Below are 17855 nucleotides of genomic sequence, written 5' to 3'. Positions count from 1 at the left end.
GTGGCGCCGAAGAGTTCACGGACCTCCTCGGCATCGGTCTCCCGCAGCTCGTCGTCCAGCAGGATCCAACGGGTGATGCCCACGGATTCCAGGAACGCCAGGTCGTGGCAGGCGATGACGAGCGCGCCTTCGTAGGCCTCCAGAGCGCTGGTGAGCTGCCGCACGCTGGCCACGTCCAGGTTGTTCGTCGGCTCGTCCAGCAGGAGCAGCTGCGGTGCGGGAGCGGCGAGCATCGTCGCCGCGAGCGCGGCCCGGAAGCGTTCGCCGCCCGAGAGGGTGCCGGCCGGCTGTTCGGCTCGGGTTCCCTTGAAGAGGAACCGGGCGAGCTGGGAGCGGATCTGGTTGTCGGTCGTGCCCGGAGCCGTACGGGCGACGTTGTCGGCCACGCTCAGCGCGTCGTCGAGGACGTCCAGCCGCTGCGGGAGGAACTTCAGCGGCACGGAGGCGGTGGCCTCGCCCTCGCTCGGTGCGAGTTCCCCGGTGATGGTGCGCAGCAGGGTCGTCTTGCCCGCCCCGTTGCGGCCGACCAGAGCGATGCGTTCGGGGCCCTTCACCTGGAGGCCGGCCTCGCGCAGCCGTCCGTAGGGCAGGGTCAGATTCCGTACGGTCAGGACGGTGCGGCCGGCCGGTACGGCGGTGTGCGGCAGGCTCACCTTGATCTCGGCGTCCCGGCGGACGGCTTCGGCGGCCTCCTCCCGGCGCTCGCGGGCCTCGTCGAGCCGGTCCTCGTGCAGCCCGCGCAGCCGGTCGCCGGACTCCTGGGCCGAGCGCTTGCGCTCTCCCGCGACGATGCGCGGCGCCTTCCGCTGACCGTCGAGCTTCTTGTCGTGGCGGCGTCGGCGGGCCACCTTGGTCCGGGTCTCCTCCAGCTCGCGCTGCTGGCGCCGTACGTCGGCCTCGGCGGAGCGGAGCATCCGGCCCGCCGCCTCCTGCTGGGTGGCCAGAGCTTCCTGGTAGGCGGACCAGCCGCCTCCGTACCAGCTCACGGAGCCCGACCGCAGCTCGGCGATGCGGTCGACGCGCTCCAGCAGCTCCCGGTCGTGGCTGACGACGATCAGGATGCCGGTGCGCCAGGAGTCGACGGCGTCGTAGAGTCTGCGGCGGGCGAACAGGTCCAGGTTGTTGGTCGGCTCGTCGAGGAGCAGGACGTCGGGGCGCTCCAGGAGGAGCGCGGCCAGCCGCAGCAGGACGGTCTCGCCGCCGGAGAGCTGCCCGACGGTGCGGTCGAGTTCGACGGCGCCGAGTCCGAGGGAGCCGAGCGTGGCCAGGGCGCGTTCCTCCACGTCCCAGTCGTCGCCGACCGTCTCGAAGTGCTCCTCCCGTACGTCTCCGGATTCGATGGCGCGCAGGGCGGCCCGCCGCTCGGCGATGCCGAGGGCCGCGTCGACGCGCAGGCCGGTGTCGAGGGTGATGTCCTGCGGCAGGTGGGCGAGGTTTCCGCCCACGGTGACGGATCCCTCCGTGGGGCGCAGGTGTCCGGCGAGCAGGCGCAGCAGGGTCGATTTGCCGGTGCCGTTGGTGCCGACGAGGCCGGTCCGGCCGCGCGGGACGGTGAGGGAGAGGCCGTCGAAGGGGCCGGTGCCGTCGGGCCACCGGAAGGTGACGTCGGAGAGGGCCACGGAGGCGCTGGGCGCGGTGGGATGGCTCATGGTGTGTTCTCGCAGTCGGAAGCATGAGGGTCGGGGAGCTTCGTAGGCGAACAGCACGCGGCGACCCGGCTCAGGGACCGGAGAGTGGTGGGAGAACTGTCCTGCGCAGGTGGGGGACGGCTCGGCACCGAGGTCGCATCCACGCGGAGGTCACGGGCGGCAGACATGCCGACAGCGTCGTGACCGGTGTACGGGCCAGGCCGTACCGCGTGATGATCGCGGACCTCAGATGCGCAACGTCCACCTCTATCGGCGACAACAGGACGTGACGAGCGTACCGGAGGCCCGCGTGGGGCGTCGAGGGATTATCTACGCGGTGCCCTGCGGGGCCTCGGCGGTGAGCGGGGGCTCCAGCGGACCGCTGCGGGGTGCGGGCACGGGTGCGGTCCCCGGGAGGAACGGGGACCGGCGTACGGCGACGGTGGCGAGGAGGGCGGCGAGCGCGGCGAGGGCGAATCCGAAGGGCGGAGTGGCGCCCGTGGGGTGGGTCTCGTAGACGAGCGCCGCCGAGAGCACGATCAGGACCGTGGGGACCCGACCGTACTGCTGGGTGGCGGCCACGACCACCAGTCCCCACAGCAGGTACCAGGGCTGCACCATCGGCGAGAGCGCGACCAGGACCAGCAGCCCCAGGCCCAGGGCGTGGACCGGTGGCAGGTGGCCCTTCATCGACCTCCGTGCCAGGACGAAGATCAGGACGACCGCCGCCGCCAGGCCGAGGTTCTGCACGAAGGACTTCACCGGTTCCGGATCGGTGCCCAGGACCAGGCGGCCCAGCTCGCCCAGACCGAGGCCGAGGTCGCTGACGACGGAGAGCGCCGTGTGGATGTTGCCCGCGACGCCCTGGGTCCTGAGCCAGCCGAAGCCGGTGCCGCTGAGGACCGTCGCCGATCCGGCGACGGCACAGGCGACGAGGCCGGGCGCGAGGAGCCCCTTGGCCCACCGCCGGATCTGCGGCCCGGTCGCGGACGCGTGCACCATCACGCCGATGAACAGCAGCGACACGGCGGCCGGGGACTTGACCATCATCGCAAGCCCGACCAGCGCGCTGCCGGCCACCCAGCGGCCGCGCAGCGCGAGCGCGAGGCCGGCCAGCATGAGGCCGATCATCAGGCCGTCGTTGTGCATGCCCGCGACGACGTGCATCAGCAGCAGCGGATTGAGCGCACCCAGCCACAGGGCGCGGCTCTCGCTGGTGCCGTGCTCCCGGGCCAGTCGCCGCAGCGCCCAGACGATGAGGACGAGGGAGGCGAGCGCGATGAGCCGCAGCGCCAGGACGGCGGGGACGATCGTGCCGCCGGTCGTCTTCGCCACGGCGGCGGAGAGCAGGAGGAAGAGCGGGCCGTAGGGGGCCGGGGTGTCGCGCCAGTGGTTGCCGACGCTCGCCGCCGCGTCGCCGCCGATTCCGGCGGGATCCAGGCTGGAGGGGCCGACGGTGTAGACGTCGAGACCCTCGACGACCATGGCGCCCTGGGCGATGTAGCTGTAGACATCGGCGCTGTAGAGCGGTGGCGTGAGCAGGAACGGGGCCGTCCACCAGGCGAGGGTGGTGAGCGTCTCGCGGACGGAGGAGGCGGTTCTGCCGTACTGCCACCAGGCGACGACGAGCACGGTGAGTCCGGCGTAGGCGAGGACAGCCGCGGCCGTGGTCACGGCGGAGCCGTGGCCGACCCAGAGACCCCAGGGGTCGTGGGCCGGCAGCTTTCCGGAGATCCAGCCGCCCACGGCGGTCGCCAGGGCGGCGGCCGCACCCAGCCGACGGTATCCGACAGCACTCAAAGCCCACATGACCGCAGAACCTATCGGACGGTGAGCAGCTCCCTCTCCCCCGGTCCGCCGCTGTTCCTAACGCACGTCGCCCCGCCAGTCCCAGTGGTGGCCGTCGGGTGAACGGGGCGCGTACTCCGCGCGGCCGCCCGGTCCGTAGGCACCTATCTCGGTGACCAGCCCGACGCCCTCGCGGAGGGCGCTCTCGCTCCAGCCGGTGACGTCCAGGAGCAGCCCGTCGAGCGGGCCGCCGACCAGCTCCCGGTAGTCGTGGCCCGGCCTCGGGCCGGGGTGCGGATCGTCGTGGTCGGTGCCGTACACCCGTCGCTGCCTCATCAGCTCGTCCATGCAGGCAGCATCCCACCGGCCACTGACAACGGCCCGGCGTGCGGGGCCATCCGGCCACGGGCGCAAGCCGGTCTTCGGCGAAGTCGCCGCCGCGGGGAGGGCACCATATGATTCAGGGACTCACGCACCGCGGAGCAGCCCATGAACCGGCGTCGGACTCCCCGCTCGGTAAGCGCCGAGGATCTGCTCACCACGTTGCAGAGCCTCACTGCCCGCGCTCGGCGGGAGGTGGAATTCCACCAGGCCAGAGTGGAACTCGCGCAGGCCCTTCAGCGCGACATGCTTCCGGCGACCCTTCCCGAGCTCCCCGGCCTCCGGTCCGCCGCACGGTACGCGCCCGCCCGTGACGGGCTGGACATCGGCGGTGACTGGTACGACGGGTTCGCGCTGGCGGACGGCGCTCTGGGGTTCGCGATCGGCGACGTCCAGGGGCACGACGTGGAGGCGGCCGCCTTCATGGGCCAGGTGCGGATCGCGATGCGGGCGATCGCCGGGACGGTCTCCGACCCGGGTGAGGTCATGGGCCGCACCAACGACCTGCTGCTGTCGGTGGACTCCGGCCTCTTCGCGACCTGTACGTTCCTGCGGCTGGACCCGCACACCTGGGAGCTGCACAGCGCGCGGGCCGGGCACGTGGCGAGCGTGTGGGCGACCGTGGACGGGCGGTCGGGCGTCACGGAGGACCCTGGGGGCCTGCCGCTGGGCATCCAGACGGGTGAAAGGTACCCCGTCACCCGGCGGACCCTGGACGCGGACGGGGCGATCGTGCTGCTGACCGACGGGGTCGTCGAGGGTCCGTCACTGGTGATCGAGGAGGGCCTCGACCGGGTACGGCGGCTGGTCGCCGCGCATGCCGGGGCGAGTGCGGACGCGCTGGCCGACGGGGTCCTCGGGGCGGCGGAGCTGACGGGCCACGAGGACGACGCGGCGGTGCTCGTCCTGCGGCACGCTCCGGCCCGGGCGCGCTGACGCGAGGCGGCGGGGCGCGTGTCACCGGCCGCCTCCTCCGCGCGGTCGGTGTCTGATGAGTGCTGTGATCCGCAGCAAGGAAGCCAGACGTCGGGCCGTGTACGTGGCGCAGATCCTGGGCGTGGCCGGTGCCTACTACCTGTCCGGCCGGCTCGGGCTGACGCGCCAGGTGGTGGTGGACGGCGCCGTGGTCACGCCGCTGTGGCCGCCCACCGGGATCTCGCTCGCCGCGCTGCTGTACCTCGGCGCCCGGATCTGGCCGGGCATCGCCCTGGGCGCGCTCTTCACGGTCTCCGCCATCGGTGACGCGTTCACCGTGTCCCGTCTCGGCATCGTCCTCGGCAACACGCTCGCGCCGCTGGCCGCGTACGCGCTGCTGCGGAGGGTCGGGTTCCGCAGCGAGCTGGCCCGGCTGCGGGACGGGGTCTGTCTGGTCTTCCTCGGCGCGTTCGCCGGGATGCTGATCAGCGCCACCGCCGGAAGTGTGACGCTGCTGCTGGACGACAAGGTTCCGCCGGGGCGGTTCTGGCTGGTCTGGTCGTCCTGGTGGGCCGGGGACGCCATGGGGGTCCTCGTGGTCACCCCCGTACTGCTGGTGCTGAGCCGGGCGAGGTGGCCCCGGCTGTCCGACCGGTGGCCGGAGGCGTGCCTGCTCGCGGTCGTGGTGGTCGTGGCGGGGCTCGTCTCCACACGGAGCTCGCTCTCCATGATCTACCTGGTGTTCCCGGTGATCATCTGGGCGGCTCTCCGCTTCCAGCTGCCCGGCAGCGCGCCGTGCGCCCTGGTGGTGTCGGTGCTGGCGATCACCGCCGGTACGGACGCCCTGGGTCCGTTCGCGGGCCATTCGCTCATGGAGATCATGGCCAACCTCACCGTGCTCAACGGGTGCGTGGCGCTCACGGCACTGCTGCTCGGGGCGATCGTGGCCGAGCACCAGAACATCCGCCATGAGACGGAGAACGCGGTCGTGGAGCTGGAAGCGCTGGTGGAACAGCTCGCACCGCTGCCGGGACCGCCATCGGCGCGGTACGACGACGGGCCGCCGCACTCCGGTCGGTGACGGGCCGGCGCGATGGCGGGCGGTGGCCTCACGAAACCGGCACGCGAACCCGTCAGCGCAAAACCGTCAGCGCGAAACCGTCAGTAGGGCAGCGGGCGCCCTGACGGGGTTCGCAGATCGAGCGGGGGCGGCCCGGACGGGGGCGGGGGTCGACGGACAACGATGCGGATGCGGCCCATGGCCACCACCTCCTCCAGGTGACCGGTATCTGCCCAGTCGGCTCGGGTTCACACCTCGCGTCCACCGTGCGGACTCCTCGGCGCCGGCGCGGGGATGCGAGCCGGGCCGGGTGCGGTGACCCTTGATGGGTGGGGGGTGCCGAGCGAGGAGGATCAGGCATGTCCGCACTGGACAAGATCAAGAAGATGCTCAAGGGCCATGAGGACCAGGCCGGCAAGGGCATCGACAAGGCCGGAGACATGGTCGACGACCGGACCAAGGGCAAATACAGCGGCCAGGTCGACGGCGCTCAGGACAAGCTCCGCCAGCAGTTCGGTACGGAGCGCGACCAGGACGGGCCGCCGCGCACCTGAACCGTCGCCGGTGACCGGCCGGCCCTGTCCGCTCACCCCCGGTCCGTGCCACGGGTCGCATCCCGTGGCACGGACCGGGTGTGAGCTTGTCGGACGTTCCGGGGCGCGGGAGGGGCTGCGGGCGGGGCCGGAAGAATTCCGGGATGATTATCCGATTCTTGTTATCGTCCGGCCCGCACCGCATCTCCCGAGTGTGGGAAGTGACAGCACCGGACCCCGGAAGAGTGAGCACAGCATGGGCAAGGATCACGGGACGGCCTTGATCGCGGCGGCGCGGAACGGCGACCAGGAGGCCAAGGACCGGCTCGTCGCGTCGTACCTGCCGTTGCTCTACAACGTCGTCGGGCGGGCATTGAACGGGCACGCGGACGTGGACGACGTGGTCCAGGAGACGGTGCTGCGCATGCTGCGCAGCCTGCCCGAGCTGCGGGACCCGGAGAGATTTCGTTCCTGGCTGGTGGCGATCGCCATGAACGAGATACGCCGGCACTGGCGCGAGGGCCAGTCGGATGCGATCTCGGCCGGCCGGCTGGACGACACGTTCGACCTGGCCGATCCGCGCGCCGACTTCGTCGAGCTGACCATTCTCCGGCTCGGGCTGACCGGCCAGCGGCGCCAGGTCGCGGAGGCGACGCGGTGGCTGGACGAGGACGACCGCGCGCTGCTGTCGCTCTGGTGGCTGGAGACGGCGGGCCACCTGTCCCGGGCCGAGGTCGCCGCCGCCCTGGAGCTCACCCCGCAGCACACCGCCGTACGGGTGCAGCGGATGAAGGCCCAGCTGGAGGCGGCCCGGGTCGTGGTGGGCGCGCTGGCGGCCGACCCGCCGTGCGTGCTGCTGGAGGACATCCTCGCCGGCTGGGACGGGATCCCGTCGGCCCTGTGGCGCAAGCGGCTGGCCCGCCACGCCCGCGACTGCACCGTCTGCTCGGGCCACGGCTCGGGGCTCGTACCGGCGGAGGGGCTGCTGGTCGGTCTCGCGCTGGTCCCGGTGGCCGGGGCGGCGGGAGGCGCGGTGGCCCCGGAGCTGCTGACGACGGCCGCACACCTCACGGTGCCCTCCACGGCCGGTGCCGGACGGGCCGAGCGCAGGCGCGGTCAGGTACGGCGGCGGCGCCGCAACTCGGCCATCGCCGCCGTGATCGCCGTCGCCGCGCTCGGGACCGGTGGCGCGGCCGTGCACCTGTACACCGACGAGGTGGACCGGGACGCGACGACGCTCAGCTCCGGGGTCCCGTCCGAGAGCGCGACCCTCCCCACGGCGGGTGACGACCCCTCCCCCACGCCGACGACCGCGTCACCGTCCGCCAAGGCCTCGTCCGCGTCCCCGTCGGCCAGCGCCTCGCCGTCGGCGAGCCCGTCGGCCAAGCCGAAGCCCAAGCCCTCACCGACGAAGAGCACCCGGCCGCCTGCCCCGAGCACCGCCGCCCCGGCCCCGAAGCCCCCGCCGCCGCCCGCCCCCGCTCCTCCGGCCTCGGAGGACGGCGAGGTCCTCCAGATCGTCAACGCCGAGCGGTCGAAGGAGGGGTGCGGTCCGGTGACCTCCAACGATCTGCTGGCGACGGCGGCGCAGCGGCACTCCGCCGACATGGCGGCCCAGGACTACTTCTCCCACACCTCGCTGGACGGCCGCGACCCGGGCGACCGGATCACCGCGGCCGGATACCGGTGGAGCACCTACGGCGAGAACATCGCCAAGGGGCAGCGGACTCCGGCCGATGTGATGGAGTCGTGGATGAACAGTCCGGGCCACCGCGCGAACATTCTGAACTGCTCGTTCAAGGAGATGGGCATCGGAAAGGTGGACTCCGGCGGCGGGCCTGTGTGGACGCAGAAGTTCGGGACACAGTGAGGATGATGCGGTGGCCTTCCCCGTGCCCCTTTATGAGCCAACGGTGACCTTTACGGTCACGCGATGGCCTCAGGGTCACGCGGTGATCTTTCACCTGGCGGAAACGCAGGTGAAGCACCGCCTCCACCTCGGTGATCCACACTGGTAGCAGCGCCCAGGCCGATGACGTCCCCCGGCGGATCCCCCTCCCCCTGTGGACCGGAGCCCGGTGGTGTCACCCGTTTTCCCTCTCGCGCCACGGCCGCTGCCGCTCTGGCTCGGCCATGTGCTGCGCACCCAGCGCGGACCTGTCCACGGTGGTGCGGTGGTGCGCGGGGCGCTCGCCATGCTGCCGTTGCTCCTCGCGGTGATCGACGACCGGCCGACGGCGGGTGTTCCGGCTGCGCTGGGGGCGATGTTCGCCGGGATCAACGACCGGCCGGGCGGTCGGCGCTCGTCCGTCTCGCGGGTGGGGATCCCGGCGCTCGCGGGTGGAGCCGGGCTGCTGATCGGCTCGGTGCTGCCGGCGGTGGGTCCGCCGGAGGCCGCGTCGTTCGTGCTGGCGGTGCTGCTCGGTCTGCTGGGGCTGGTCGCGGGGGCGCTCAGCTCGACGGGGCCCGTGGCCTCGGCGTGCGGTACGCAGCTGCTGGTCGCGGCGGTGGTCGGGGCGGGCATGCCGCTGCCGGAGTCCGGTGGGGAGCGCGCGCTGCTGTTCCTGGCGGGTGCGGGGTGGGCGCTGTTCCTGCGGCTGGTGCTGCCGTCGCGGCGGCGGACCGCCGGAGGCCCTTACCGGTACGACGGTGAGCGCGAGGCGGTGGCCTCGGTGTACGCGGCGGTGGCCGAGCTGCTACGCGCGGCGGGCGGTACGCGGGCTCCGGCCCGGCGGGCGGCGCTCTCGGCCGCACTCGACCAGGCGCAGGACGCGCTCTCCGGGCCCCGGCTGCGGCGGTACGCGCGTTCGGCGGCCGAGCGGCGGCTGCACGCCCAGTACACGGCGGCGCTGCCGCTGGCCGAGGCGGCGACGGCGCTGGCCTGGGCCGGTGAGCCACTGCCCGGCCGGGTCGCGGAGGGTCCGCTGCGGCTGGCGCACGCGGTGCGTACGGGAAGTCCCTGCGGGCCGCTGCCCGCGGCGGTACGGGCCGGTGCGGGGCTCCGAGCGCTGGACGACGCCCTCCTCGCGGCCGCGGAGGCGTTCGACCACCGGGCCGGCCAGTCGCTGCGGCCCGCGCGCCGACGGCCCGGGCTCGTTCCGCTGCTGCGCCGCGCTTTCGGGCCGGCGGGGCGGGAGTACGGGTTCCGGGTGGCGCTGTGCTGCGGGATCAGTGCGGCGGTGGCGCTCGGCCTGGACCACGAGCACTGGTACTGGATGCCGGCCACGGCGGTGTTCCTGGTGAAGCCCGATCTCGGGCCGCTCGTCTCCCGCGTGCTGAGCCGGGCCGCGGGGACGGTGGTGGGCGCCGCCGTCTTCGCCGGGTTATTCGCGCTGGTGGCAGGAGCATCGGTGGCCGGAGTGTCGGTGGCGGGAGTGTCGGTGGCCGGGCCGCTGGTGGCCGTCGCGGCCGTCGCCGTATGCGGGGCGCTGATCCCCGTCGCCACTCGGCACTTCGCCGCCCAGACGGCGGTCGTCACGGTGCTGGTGCTCTCCCTCGTCCTGCTGGCGGGCGAACCGCAGGCCGCGTGGGGCCGGGTCGTGGAGTCGCTGACGGCCTGCGCGATCGTGCTGCTGGCGGGACATCTGCCGCTGCCCGGACAGCGGGGCCACCGGGTGCGGGACGCGGTGGACACGGCGGTGGCGGCGGCGCACCGGTATCTCCGCCACGTACTGGCCCACCCTCAGGACGGCCCGGGGCGCGGGGCGCTGCGCCGCGACGCCTACCGCTCGCTCGCCGTGGCGCGGGCGGCGCTGGACCTCTCGGCGGCCGAGCTCCCGCCGGTCGCAGGCCGCACGGCCGCGTTCGAGGAGGTGGCCGGCGCCCTGGAACGTCTCGTGGACACGACGACGGCCTGCGCGGTCCACCTCCACGACCCGAACGCCGCGCTGCCCCCGTCGCACGCCGAAAGGATCGCGGCGCAGCTGGCAGATCTGGACGCGGCGCACCGCGCGTCCGAGCGGTCCGGCGTGCCGGCCTGACGGGACGTCCGGCGGTGGGCTCCGGACGACGCGTGGTCCACCGGGCGGCGGGCGGCAACCGGCGCGGCCGGGATCCGGGCGGCCGCTTCCGGGCCGCACCGGATCCCGGCCTGCTCAGCGCAGCAGCAGAGTCAGCGACGTACCGACGCAGGTGACCGCGCCCACCGCCACGACCGAGAGCGCGACGCAGCGGGCCCGGAGCCGCTCGTAGCGTGCGCTGTACTCGCCGCGCAGTTCGGCCGCGCGGTCGCGGACCCGGGTGAGCGATTCGCGGGAGACGGCGACCCGGTCGGTGAGGTAGACGCGTTCCACGTCCTCGCGCTGGGCGGTGGTGAGCCAGGGCAGTTCGTCGGTGAAGCGGCGTGCCTGCGCTCGCGCCCTGTCGAGTTCGGCGTTCCACAGCAGGTAGCCCTCCAGCTGGGCCAGGCCGCGGGCGCTGTCCTTGTCGGGGTTCACGCGTCCTCCTCTCGTCGCACTCTCCGGTTCGGGGCGGGCCGCGCTCACTCCTGGTTGTCCCCCGGTGCCACGGTCACGGAGGCGTCGTGCCGGTTGGCGGCCTCGTCGATCGCCCGCAGGGAGGGGTGGTGCAGGTCGAAGGCCGGGGATTCGGAGCGGATCCGCGGCAGGGTGACGAAGTTGTGGCGCGGCGGCGGGCACGAGGTCGCCCACTCCAGCGAACGGCCGTAGCCCCACGGGTCGTCCACGAGGATCTTCTCGCCGTACTTGGCGGTCTTCCAGATGTTGTAGAAGAACGGCAGGAGGGAGAGGCCGAGCACGAAGGAGGAAATGGTGGAGATGGTGTTGAGCGCGGTGAATCCTTCCGCCGCGAGATAGTCGGCGTAACGGCGTGGCATTCCTTCGGCACCGAGCCAGTGCTGTACGAGGAACGTTCCGTGGAAACCGATGAAGAGCGTCCAGAACGTGACCTTGCCGAGCCGCTCGTCCAGCATCTTGCCGGTGAACTTCGGCCACCAGAAGTGGAATCCGGCGAACATCGCGAAGACCACGGTGCCGAAGACCACGTAATGGAAGTGCGCGACGACGAAGTACGAGTCCGAGACATGGAAGTCCATCGGCGGCGAGGCGAGAATGATGCCGGTCAGTCCGCCGAAAAGGAAGGTGACCAGGAATCCGATCGACCAGAGCATCGGGGTTTCGAGGGAGATCGACCCCTTCCACATCGTGCCGATCCAGTTGAAGAACTTCACACCGGTCGGCACCGCGATGAGGAAGGTCATGAAGGAGAAGAACGGCAGCAATACCGCACCCGTGACGAACATGTGGTGCGCCCACACGGTCGCGGAGAGTCCGGCGATGGCGATGGTGGCGGCGACCAGACCGATATAGCCGAAAACCGGCTTGCGGCTGAAGACCGGGAAGATCTCGGTGACGATGCCGAAGAACGGCAGAGCGATGATGTAGACCTCGGGGTGGCCGAAGAACCAGAAGAGGTGCTGCCACAGCAGCGCGCCGCCGTTGGCCGCGTCGAAGATGTGGGCGCCGAACTTGCGGTCCGCCTCCAGGGCCAGCAGGGCGGCGGCCAGGACCGGGAAGGCGAGCAGGACCAGGACACCGGTCAGCAGGACGTTCCAGGTGAAGATCGGCATGCGGAACATCGTCATGCCGGGGGCGCGCATGCAGATGATCGTGGTGATGAAGTTGACCGAGCCGAGGATCGTGCCGAAGCCGGAGAAGGCCAGACCCATGATCCACAGGTCGGCGCCGATGCCCGGCGAGCGGACGGCGTCGTTCAGCGGCGCGTAGGCGAACCAGCCGAAGTCGGCGGCCCCTTGCGGCGTGAGGAAGCCGGCCACCGCGATGAGCGAGCCGAAGAGGTACAGCCAGTACGAGAACATGTTCAGCCGCGGGAACGCCACATCGGGCGCGCCGATCTGGAGCGGCATGATCCAGTTGGCGAATCCGACGAAGAGCGGTGTCGCGAACATCAGCAGCATGATCGTGCCGTGCATCGTGAACGCTTGATTAAATTGTTCGTTCGAGATCAGCTGGGTTCCGGGCCGCGCCAGTTCGGCGCGCATCACCAGGGCCAGCAGTCCTCCGACGCAGAAGAAGGCGAAGGAGGTGGTGAGATAGAGCGTGCCGATCGTCTTGTGGTCCGTGGTGGTCATCCACTTGACGACGACGTTGCCCGGCTCCTTGCGCCGTACCGGCAGTTCGTCCTCTTCCGCTCCACCGGTCTCCACCGGTTGCGAGATGCCCCTCGTCGTCACTGCGACGCTCCTTCGGTCAACGGCCCGTATGGACTCGGCGACCAGGATGGACCCGCGGTGATCGGTCCGGTGGGACATCCTTCCACGTCCCGTGCGAGCGCCTGGCAAGGACACTCAAATGGCCCACACCGAACTGCACCGGTCCGGAATAGGCGACCGGACAGCGGAGTTGGTGGAGCGACAGAACCACTTCTGTCCACTCAGCAGATACCGGAAGGTCGGATCCATGAAGATCGGCATCATCGGCGCGGGCAACATCGGTGGAAATCTCACCAGGCGCCTGACCGCACTCGGACATGACGTGTCGGTCGCCAACTCCCGCGGCCCCGAGACCCTGACGGCCCTGGCCGAGGAGACCGGAGCCACGCCTGTCGCCGCGTCCGAGGCGGCGCGGGACGCCCGTGTCGTCGTCGTGACCGTCCCGCTGAAGGCCGTACCCGACCTGCCCGCCGGGTTCCTGGACGGGGCGGCGGACGGCGTCACGGTCATCGACACCGGCAACTACTACCCGCAGCAGCGCGACGGGCGGATCGCCGCCATCGAGGACGGGCTGCCGGAGAGCCGGTGGACCGAGCAGCAGATCGGGCACCCGGTGATCAAGGCGTTCAACGGGACGTACGCGCAGGACATCCTGGACCGCGGCCGTCCGCAGGGCACGCCCGGCCGGCAGGCGCTGCCGGTGGCCGGCGACGACCCGGCGGCCAAGCAGGCCGTACGCGACCTCATCGACGAGCTCGGTTTCGACACGGTCGACGCGGGCGGCCTGGACGATTCGTGGCGTCAGCAGCCCGGGACGCCGGTGTACGGCAACCAGGGCGACGCGGACGCGATCGTGAAGGCGCTGGCGGAGGCGTCGCCGGAACGCACGGCGGAGTGGCGCGCCTGATTCCGCGCCCGATTCGTGGGGCGAGCGGACCAGTGGTTTGCGGGGCGAGCGGACCGGGCGGCCCGGTCCGCTCAGACCACCCCCGTCACGGTCACCGTCACTCGCGCCGCGACCTCCGGCTCGGCGCGGACCGCCGCCAGCGTCGCGGCGTGCACGGCTCTGGTGACGTCAAGAGCCCGGTGGCCGCGGTGCAGGACAAGGCGGATGTCGACGTGCCAGGCACCGGCGGCCTCGTCCCGGCTCACCCGCACCCCCCCGCGTCCGCGGTCCGGGCCCCGCCGCGAGACGCGGGGCCCGGTCGGCCACGCGCGTCCGCAGCAGGTCGACGACGCCGGGGCTCAGAAAGGCGACGCCGGGGGCGTCCTGAGCGGCCCCGGCCGCCGCTTCCGCGAGCCGGTCCCGGAGTGTGTCGGCGGTCATCACGCTGCTCCTCCCCTGCCGTAGCTCTGATCGTCGTCACCGTCGCCGTACTCGTCGTCCAGGATGTCCACGACCAGGACGTCCGCCGCACCGAGCCGGATGCCGATGTCCTGGTCGGTGACCGCGGCGATCCGTGCGCGTACGGCGTCGGCCACGTCCGGCAGGGACCGGTCCAGGCTCGCCGCGACCTCGACGCGTACGCGGACCGGGCCCGTCGGGTCGGCCGCGTCGAGCGGAGCGATCCGGCAGCTCCCGGCGCGTACGCCCGGCAGCGCGTCGACCGCCGCCCGCAGCAGCCGTGCGGCCGCCGCCTCGACGATCCAGTGGTCCTCCTCCGGTTCCCCGAGCGGAAGCGGGCGGCCGGGGCGCAGTTCGAGGCGTACGAGGTCCATCACACGGGCCGTGATCGCGGCGGTGGCCGCCTCGGGCACGCCGGGCTCCTCGGCGCAGGTACGGCGTACGGCATCGCCCAGGCCGGTGAGTTCGGCCAGGGCGGCCGAGCAGTGCGGGCAGGTGAGGAGGTGCGGGTCGTCGGCTGTCCGGCCGGCGTCACCGGCGTCCCAGACACCGCTCAGCAGGCGCCCGCAGGCGAGCCGCTCCTCCTCTTCGTACCGGATCTCCTCCGGCCGGATCTCCTGCGACCGGATCTCCTCCGACCGGATCTCTTCCGGCCGGATCTCTTCCGGCCGGTCGGGGTTGGCGCTCATCGCCATGCGCTCATCGCCTCCGTCAGGTAGCGGCGGGCTCGGAAGACCCGGCCTCGGACCGCCTGCAGACTGATTCCGACCGTGTCCGCGATGGTCTCGTACGACAGTCCCTGCATCTCGCGGAGCACCCAGCAGACCCGTTGTTCGGGCGACAGGCCCGCCATCGCCTCGGCCAGCGCGTCGGCCGCGGCCCGTGACTCGACGGCGCGGGCGGGTGACGCCTGGTGCTCCGGGGCGGCCTGCTCGGGGACCGAGTCGAGGTCCGCCGCCGGTCTGCGGGACCGGAGCCGGTTGAGGCAGCGGTTGGTGACGATGCGGTGCATCCAGGTGTGGAAGGAGGCGTCCCGGCGGAACTCGGGAAGTTTGCGCCAGGCGCTGACGAAGGCGTCCTGAACGGCGTCCTCCGCGTCCGCCCGGTCGCCCAGGAGCCGCAGCGCGAGTTGCAGCATGGCCGGGCTGTGCCGCCGCACCAGTGCCTCGAACGCCTCCTCGTCGCCTTCTCCGGCCCGTACGACCAGCAGCGCCTCGTCGGCTCGGACGCCTTCCGGCGCCCGTTCCGTCATCTGATTCCCGTTGCCGGGCACGGACCAGCCCCTCCCTCAGTCGGTTGCACGACACCCTCTCGGTCTGCTCGCTTCTTCCCGTTGGACACCTGGAACGGCAGAACGTCACGCACCGGTCTGCCCCGTCACGCACCGGACCGCAACGCCTGGTCGGGGATCGGCGGAAAGATTCCGGGAACTCGCGTGACGAATCGGCGGACCACGTGTCCAACGAGATGTCAGGCGTTACGAGTCGAGCGATACGCGAGGAGTTTCCATGACCACCACCGAGACAGCCGCAGCCGTTCCCGCCGCGGGCACGGGACCGGGTTCGGGCGGACCGAAGCCGAGCGCCGGAGTCGGCGGTACGACGACCGTGGGACGCGGGGCCACCGGCGCTTCCGAGCCCGCGGCGACGCGGGGCCGTACCTCGATCGCGGACACCGTCGTCGTGAAGATCGCGGGGATGGCGGCCCGGGAGATCCCGGGCGTGTACGACATGGGCGGCGGGCTCTCGCGCACGCTCGGCGCGGTGCGCGACCGGGTGCCGGGCGGCCGGCCGAACGTCGGACGGGGCGTCAAGGTCGAGGTGGGCGAGCGCCAGACGGCGATCGACCTGGATCTCGTCGTGGAGTACGGCGTCCCGATCACCGATGTGGCGCGTGACGTACGCGAGAACGTCATCGCCGCGGTGGAGCGGACGACGGGCCTGGAGGTCGTCGAGGTCAACGTGACTGTCAACGACGTGCACCTGCCCGAGGACGACGACGAGGCCGCTCCCGTCGAGACCCGTGTGGCGTGATCGCGTGACACGGAGGGTGGACGGGCCCGGCCCGGTGGACGGTGGGCCGGGCCGGGGCGCGCTCGGAGCTGCGGCGGGCATGGCCCTGGGGTTCGCGGGCTGGTTCGGCGGGTTCGGGGCGTTCCTCGTGGTCGCCGCGCTCGGCTCGCTGGGCTGGCTGGCCGGTCACCTGGTGGACCGGGGCACCGGGCTGCGGGAGTTCCTCGACTCGCTGGCCGGGAGGCGGCCGTGACGGTTCCCGCCGCTGGGCGCGGTACGACGACGGTGGCCCCGCGGGCGGTCCGGCGGATCGCCGAGCGGGCCGCCGCCGAGGCGCTGCCCGACGGCGGGTCGGTGGTCCGGGGCTCGGCCGACGTGCGCGGGGCCTCCGCGCGGATCGCGGTCGGTGTGCGGCTGCCGTATCCGGTGCGGGCCGACGAGGCCGCGCGACGGATCCGGGAGCGGGCGGAGTCCCGGACGGCGGCCTTGACGGGGCTGGCCGTGCCCCGCGCCGAGGTCCGCGTCGACGCGCTGTCGGTCGGCGCTGCTCAGGGGGCCGGTGGCGCGGAGCCTGTGCCGGAGGGTGGTGCCGGCCTCCGCGGCGGCCGGATCCGGGCGCAACGCCGTGTTCCGGCGGCGGTTGTGGCGGCCGTGGGAGCGGTGGCGTGCGGGCTGCTGCTGGCCGATGTGGTCGCGGTCCGGTTCGGCGAAGCCCCCGCCGGCTGGCGTACGGCGGTGCTGGACTGGGCGGCGACCCACGGTCCGGCGGACTCCGCGGTACGGACCGGCGGAGCGGTCGCGGCGGCCGCGGGCGCCTGGCTGCTGGCGTGCGCGCTCCTGCCGGGGCTGCGGCGACGCCTGCGGATGGCGACGCCGGCCCCTGACGTACGGGCGGCGCTGGACCGCGCGGCGGCGGCCCGGACCCTACGGGAGCGGGCCCTGGGCGTCCCCGGGGTCGTCGGGGCGCGGGTGCGCGTGCGCCGCCGGCGGGCGAGGGTGCGGGCCACGGTGGGGTACGGCGACGTCGAGGAGGTACGCGCGGAGGCCGTACGGGTCCTGGGCGCGGGCCTGCCGGAGTTGGGCCTGACCCGTCCGCCGGCCCTGCGGGTCGGGGTGCGGCGCGAGGCGGGGTGGCGGGCGGAGGGGCCGGTGGGACTGGAGAAGGCGGCCGGACCGGCATCTGCGGGGCGGCCGGAGCCGGGTGTGTCTGGGGCTCGGGACGGCACGGCGGACGGCTCGCGGGACAGCACGCCGGACGGCACGGCGGACGGCTCGCGGGGCCTCCGTCGGGGCGAGCTTCCGCATGGCGGAGAGGCGTGAGTGGCATGAGCGGCGTGGCGGATGACGGTCTGAGGATGTGGCGGGCGTGGCGGTGATCGGGCGTGGCGCGGTGAACCGGGTGCTCCTCGGGGCGGTCGGCCTCGCCCTGCTGGGCGGCGGACTTCTGCTGGCCGTCGGGGACGGTTCGGGGCTGGGCCCGGTGGGACGTGAGGTACCGGGCTGGTGGTCCGAACGCGCGGCCGACGGGGTGCTGCTGGACCGCGACGGCCTGGCCCGGGTGCGGGAGAACGGCTGGTGGACCCCGGCCGTGATCGTGGCACTCGTCCTCGTACTGGCCCTGTCCGTCCGGTGGTTCGCCGGGCAGGTGTCGGCGTCCGGGCCCCGGTGGGTGAGCCTGCGGAGCGCCGGGCTGACGCTGCGGCGGCGGGCGTGGGAGCGGGCGATGACCTCGCAGGCGGCCGCGGTCGACGGTGCGGCGCACGCCCGGGTACGTCTGGCGGGCCGGCCGCTGCGTGCTGCGGTGACGCTGGTGGTCGAGCCGGAGGCCCGGCCTGCGGAGGTGGTGCGCCGGGTCGCCGCCGGCGTGGTGGCGGACGCACGTCGCTGCGCGGGCGTACGCGCTCTGCCCACCGACGTACGGGTGAGGGTCGCGAACCGGCGGGAGCGGCGCGCACGCTGAACCGTGGGGGTCGGTGCTCCGGACCGCTCCCCCACCCGCCCAT

17 protein-coding genes and 2 pseudogenes are annotated in these 17855 nt (G+C 72.9%); 10 read left to right on the top strand and 9 right to left on the bottom strand.

Going from position 1 to position 17855, the window contains the following annotated elements; genetic code table 11:
• Positions 1–172 precede the first annotated feature (172 nt).
• The 4 genes and pseudogenes from ACQP09_RS33210 to ACQP09_RS33195 form a co-directional block, all read right to left on the bottom strand.
• Positions 173–914, bottom strand: a pseudogene (locus ACQP09_RS33210) (ATP-binding cassette domain-containing protein); the annotation flags it as partial.
• A gap of 123 nt (positions 915–1037) precedes the next feature.
• A pseudogene (locus ACQP09_RS33205) lies at positions 1038–1649 on the bottom strand (ATP-binding cassette domain-containing protein); the annotation flags it as partial.
• A gap of 309 nt (positions 1650–1958) precedes the next feature.
• Positions 1959–3437 carry a polyprenol phosphomannose-dependent alpha 1,6 mannosyltransferase MptB gene (gene mptB / locus ACQP09_RS33200; RefSeq protein WP_433406365.1) on the bottom strand — a complete coding sequence of 493 codons (1479 nt, stop codon included), beginning with the start codon at positions 3435–3437 and terminating at the stop codon, positions 1959–1961.
• 57 nt (positions 3438–3494) lie between these two features.
• Positions 3495–3764 (bottom strand): hypothetical protein, encoded by a 270-nt coding sequence (locus ACQP09_RS33195; RefSeq protein WP_433406364.1) that lies wholly within the window; start codon positions 3762–3764, stop codon positions 3495–3497.
• Positions 3765–3905: 141 nt separating this feature from the next.
• Between ACQP09_RS33195 and ACQP09_RS33190 the strand changes: the two genes are divergently transcribed.
• The 5 genes from ACQP09_RS33190 (at position 3906) to ACQP09_RS33170 (ending at position 10285) form a co-directional block, all read left to right on the top strand.
• A complete protein-coding gene (locus ACQP09_RS33190) occupies positions 3906–4733 on the top strand; it encodes a PP2C family protein-serine/threonine phosphatase (RefSeq protein WP_433406363.1) in 828 nt (275 codons plus the stop codon).
• 64 nt (positions 4734–4797) lie between these two features.
• A complete protein-coding gene (locus ACQP09_RS33185) occupies positions 4798–5793 on the top strand; it encodes an MASE1 domain-containing protein (RefSeq protein ID WP_433406844.1) in 996 nt (331 codons plus the stop codon).
• 338 nt (positions 5794–6131) lie between these two features.
• Positions 6132–6326 carry an antitoxin gene (locus ACQP09_RS33180; protein WP_404062797.1) on the top strand — a complete coding sequence of 65 codons (195 nt, stop codon included), beginning with the start codon at positions 6132–6134 and terminating at the stop codon, positions 6324–6326.
• 235 nt (positions 6327–6561) lie between these two features.
• Positions 6562–8175 (top strand): sigma-70 family RNA polymerase sigma factor, encoded by a 1614-nt coding sequence (locus tag ACQP09_RS33175; protein ID WP_433406362.1) that lies wholly within the window; start codon positions 6562–6564, stop codon positions 8173–8175.
• A gap of 325 nt (positions 8176–8500) precedes the next feature.
• Entirely contained in the window at positions 8501–10285 is a 1785-nt protein-coding gene (locus tag ACQP09_RS33170) for an FUSC family protein (RefSeq protein ID WP_433406843.1), read from the top strand.
• Between the two features lie 114 nt (positions 10286–10399).
• Here the strand turns inward: ACQP09_RS33170 and ACQP09_RS33165 are convergent, their stop codons facing one another.
• Positions 10400–10741: a hypothetical protein gene (locus ACQP09_RS33165; RefSeq protein WP_404062802.1), complete on the bottom strand. Its 342-nt coding sequence runs from the start codon at positions 10739–10741 to the stop codon at positions 10400–10402.
• 44 nt (positions 10742–10785) lie between these two features.
• Positions 10786–12516, bottom strand: coding sequence for an aa3-type cytochrome oxidase subunit I (gene ctaD / locus ACQP09_RS33160; protein WP_433406361.1), 1731 nt, complete (start codon positions 12514–12516; stop codon positions 10786–10788).
• Positions 12517–12634: 118 nt separating this feature from the next.
• Here ctaD and ACQP09_RS33155 point away from each other — a divergent pair, with 118 nt between their 5' ends.
• Positions 12635–13402, top strand: coding sequence for an NADPH-dependent F420 reductase (locus tag ACQP09_RS33155; RefSeq protein ID WP_433406359.1), 768 nt, complete (start codon positions 12635–12637; stop codon positions 13400–13402).
• 71 nt (positions 13403–13473) lie between these two features.
• Here ACQP09_RS33155 and ACQP09_RS33150 read toward each other — a convergent pair whose 3' ends face one another.
• The 3 genes from ACQP09_RS33150 to ACQP09_RS33140 all read right to left on the bottom strand — a co-directional run bounded on the left by ACQP09_RS33150 (position 13474) and on the right by ACQP09_RS33140 (position 15113).
• On the bottom strand, positions 13474–13647 hold the full coding sequence (locus ACQP09_RS33150; RefSeq protein WP_433406358.1) for a hypothetical protein: 174 nt from the start codon (positions 13645–13647) through the stop codon (positions 13474–13476).
• 174 nt (positions 13648–13821) lie between these two features.
• A complete protein-coding gene (locus ACQP09_RS33145; protein WP_433406357.1) occupies positions 13822–14535 on the bottom strand; it encodes a hypothetical protein in 714 nt (237 codons plus the stop codon).
• Positions 14526–15113, bottom strand: a complete 588-nt coding sequence (locus ACQP09_RS33140; RefSeq protein WP_433406355.1) for an RNA polymerase sigma factor — start codon at positions 15111–15113, stop codon at positions 14526–14528. The genes ACQP09_RS33145 and ACQP09_RS33140 overlap by 10 nt, the downstream gene beginning before the upstream one ends.
• A gap of 235 nt (positions 15114–15348) precedes the next feature.
• On the opposite strand from ACQP09_RS33140, the gene ACQP09_RS33135 reads away from it, so the two are divergent.
• Genes ACQP09_RS33135 through ACQP09_RS33120 form a run of 4 tightly spaced genes read left to right on the top strand, consistent with a single transcriptional unit; the run spans position 15349 to position 17812 of the window.
• Positions 15349–15873, top strand: a complete 525-nt coding sequence (locus ACQP09_RS33135) for an Asp23/Gls24 family envelope stress response protein (RefSeq protein WP_433406353.1) — start codon at positions 15349–15351, stop codon at positions 15871–15873.
• A gap of 4 nt (positions 15874–15877) precedes the next feature.
• The gene (locus ACQP09_RS33130) at positions 15878–16105 is read left to right on the top strand and encodes a hypothetical protein (RefSeq protein ID WP_433406352.1); all 228 of its coding nucleotides are present in this window, start codon (positions 15878–15880) and stop codon (positions 16103–16105) included.
• On the top strand, positions 16102–17172 hold the full coding sequence (locus tag ACQP09_RS33125; protein WP_433406351.1) for a DUF6286 domain-containing protein: 1071 nt from the start codon (positions 16102–16104) through the stop codon (positions 17170–17172). The genes ACQP09_RS33130 and ACQP09_RS33125 overlap by 4 nt, the downstream gene beginning before the upstream one ends.
• Positions 17173–17218: 46 nt before the next feature.
• A complete protein-coding gene (locus tag ACQP09_RS33120) occupies positions 17219–17812 on the top strand; it encodes a hypothetical protein (RefSeq protein WP_433406350.1) in 594 nt (197 codons plus the stop codon).
• Positions 17813–17855: the final 43 nt, after the last annotated feature.

This window comes from Streptomyces sp. CA-146814, from assembly GCF_050942385.1.
Taxonomy (GTDB): domain Bacteria; phylum Actinomycetota; class Actinomycetes; order Streptomycetales; family Streptomycetaceae; genus Streptomyces.
Note: the sequence above shows the minus strand (reverse complement) of the source record. Positions and strands in the feature narration are given on the sequence as shown.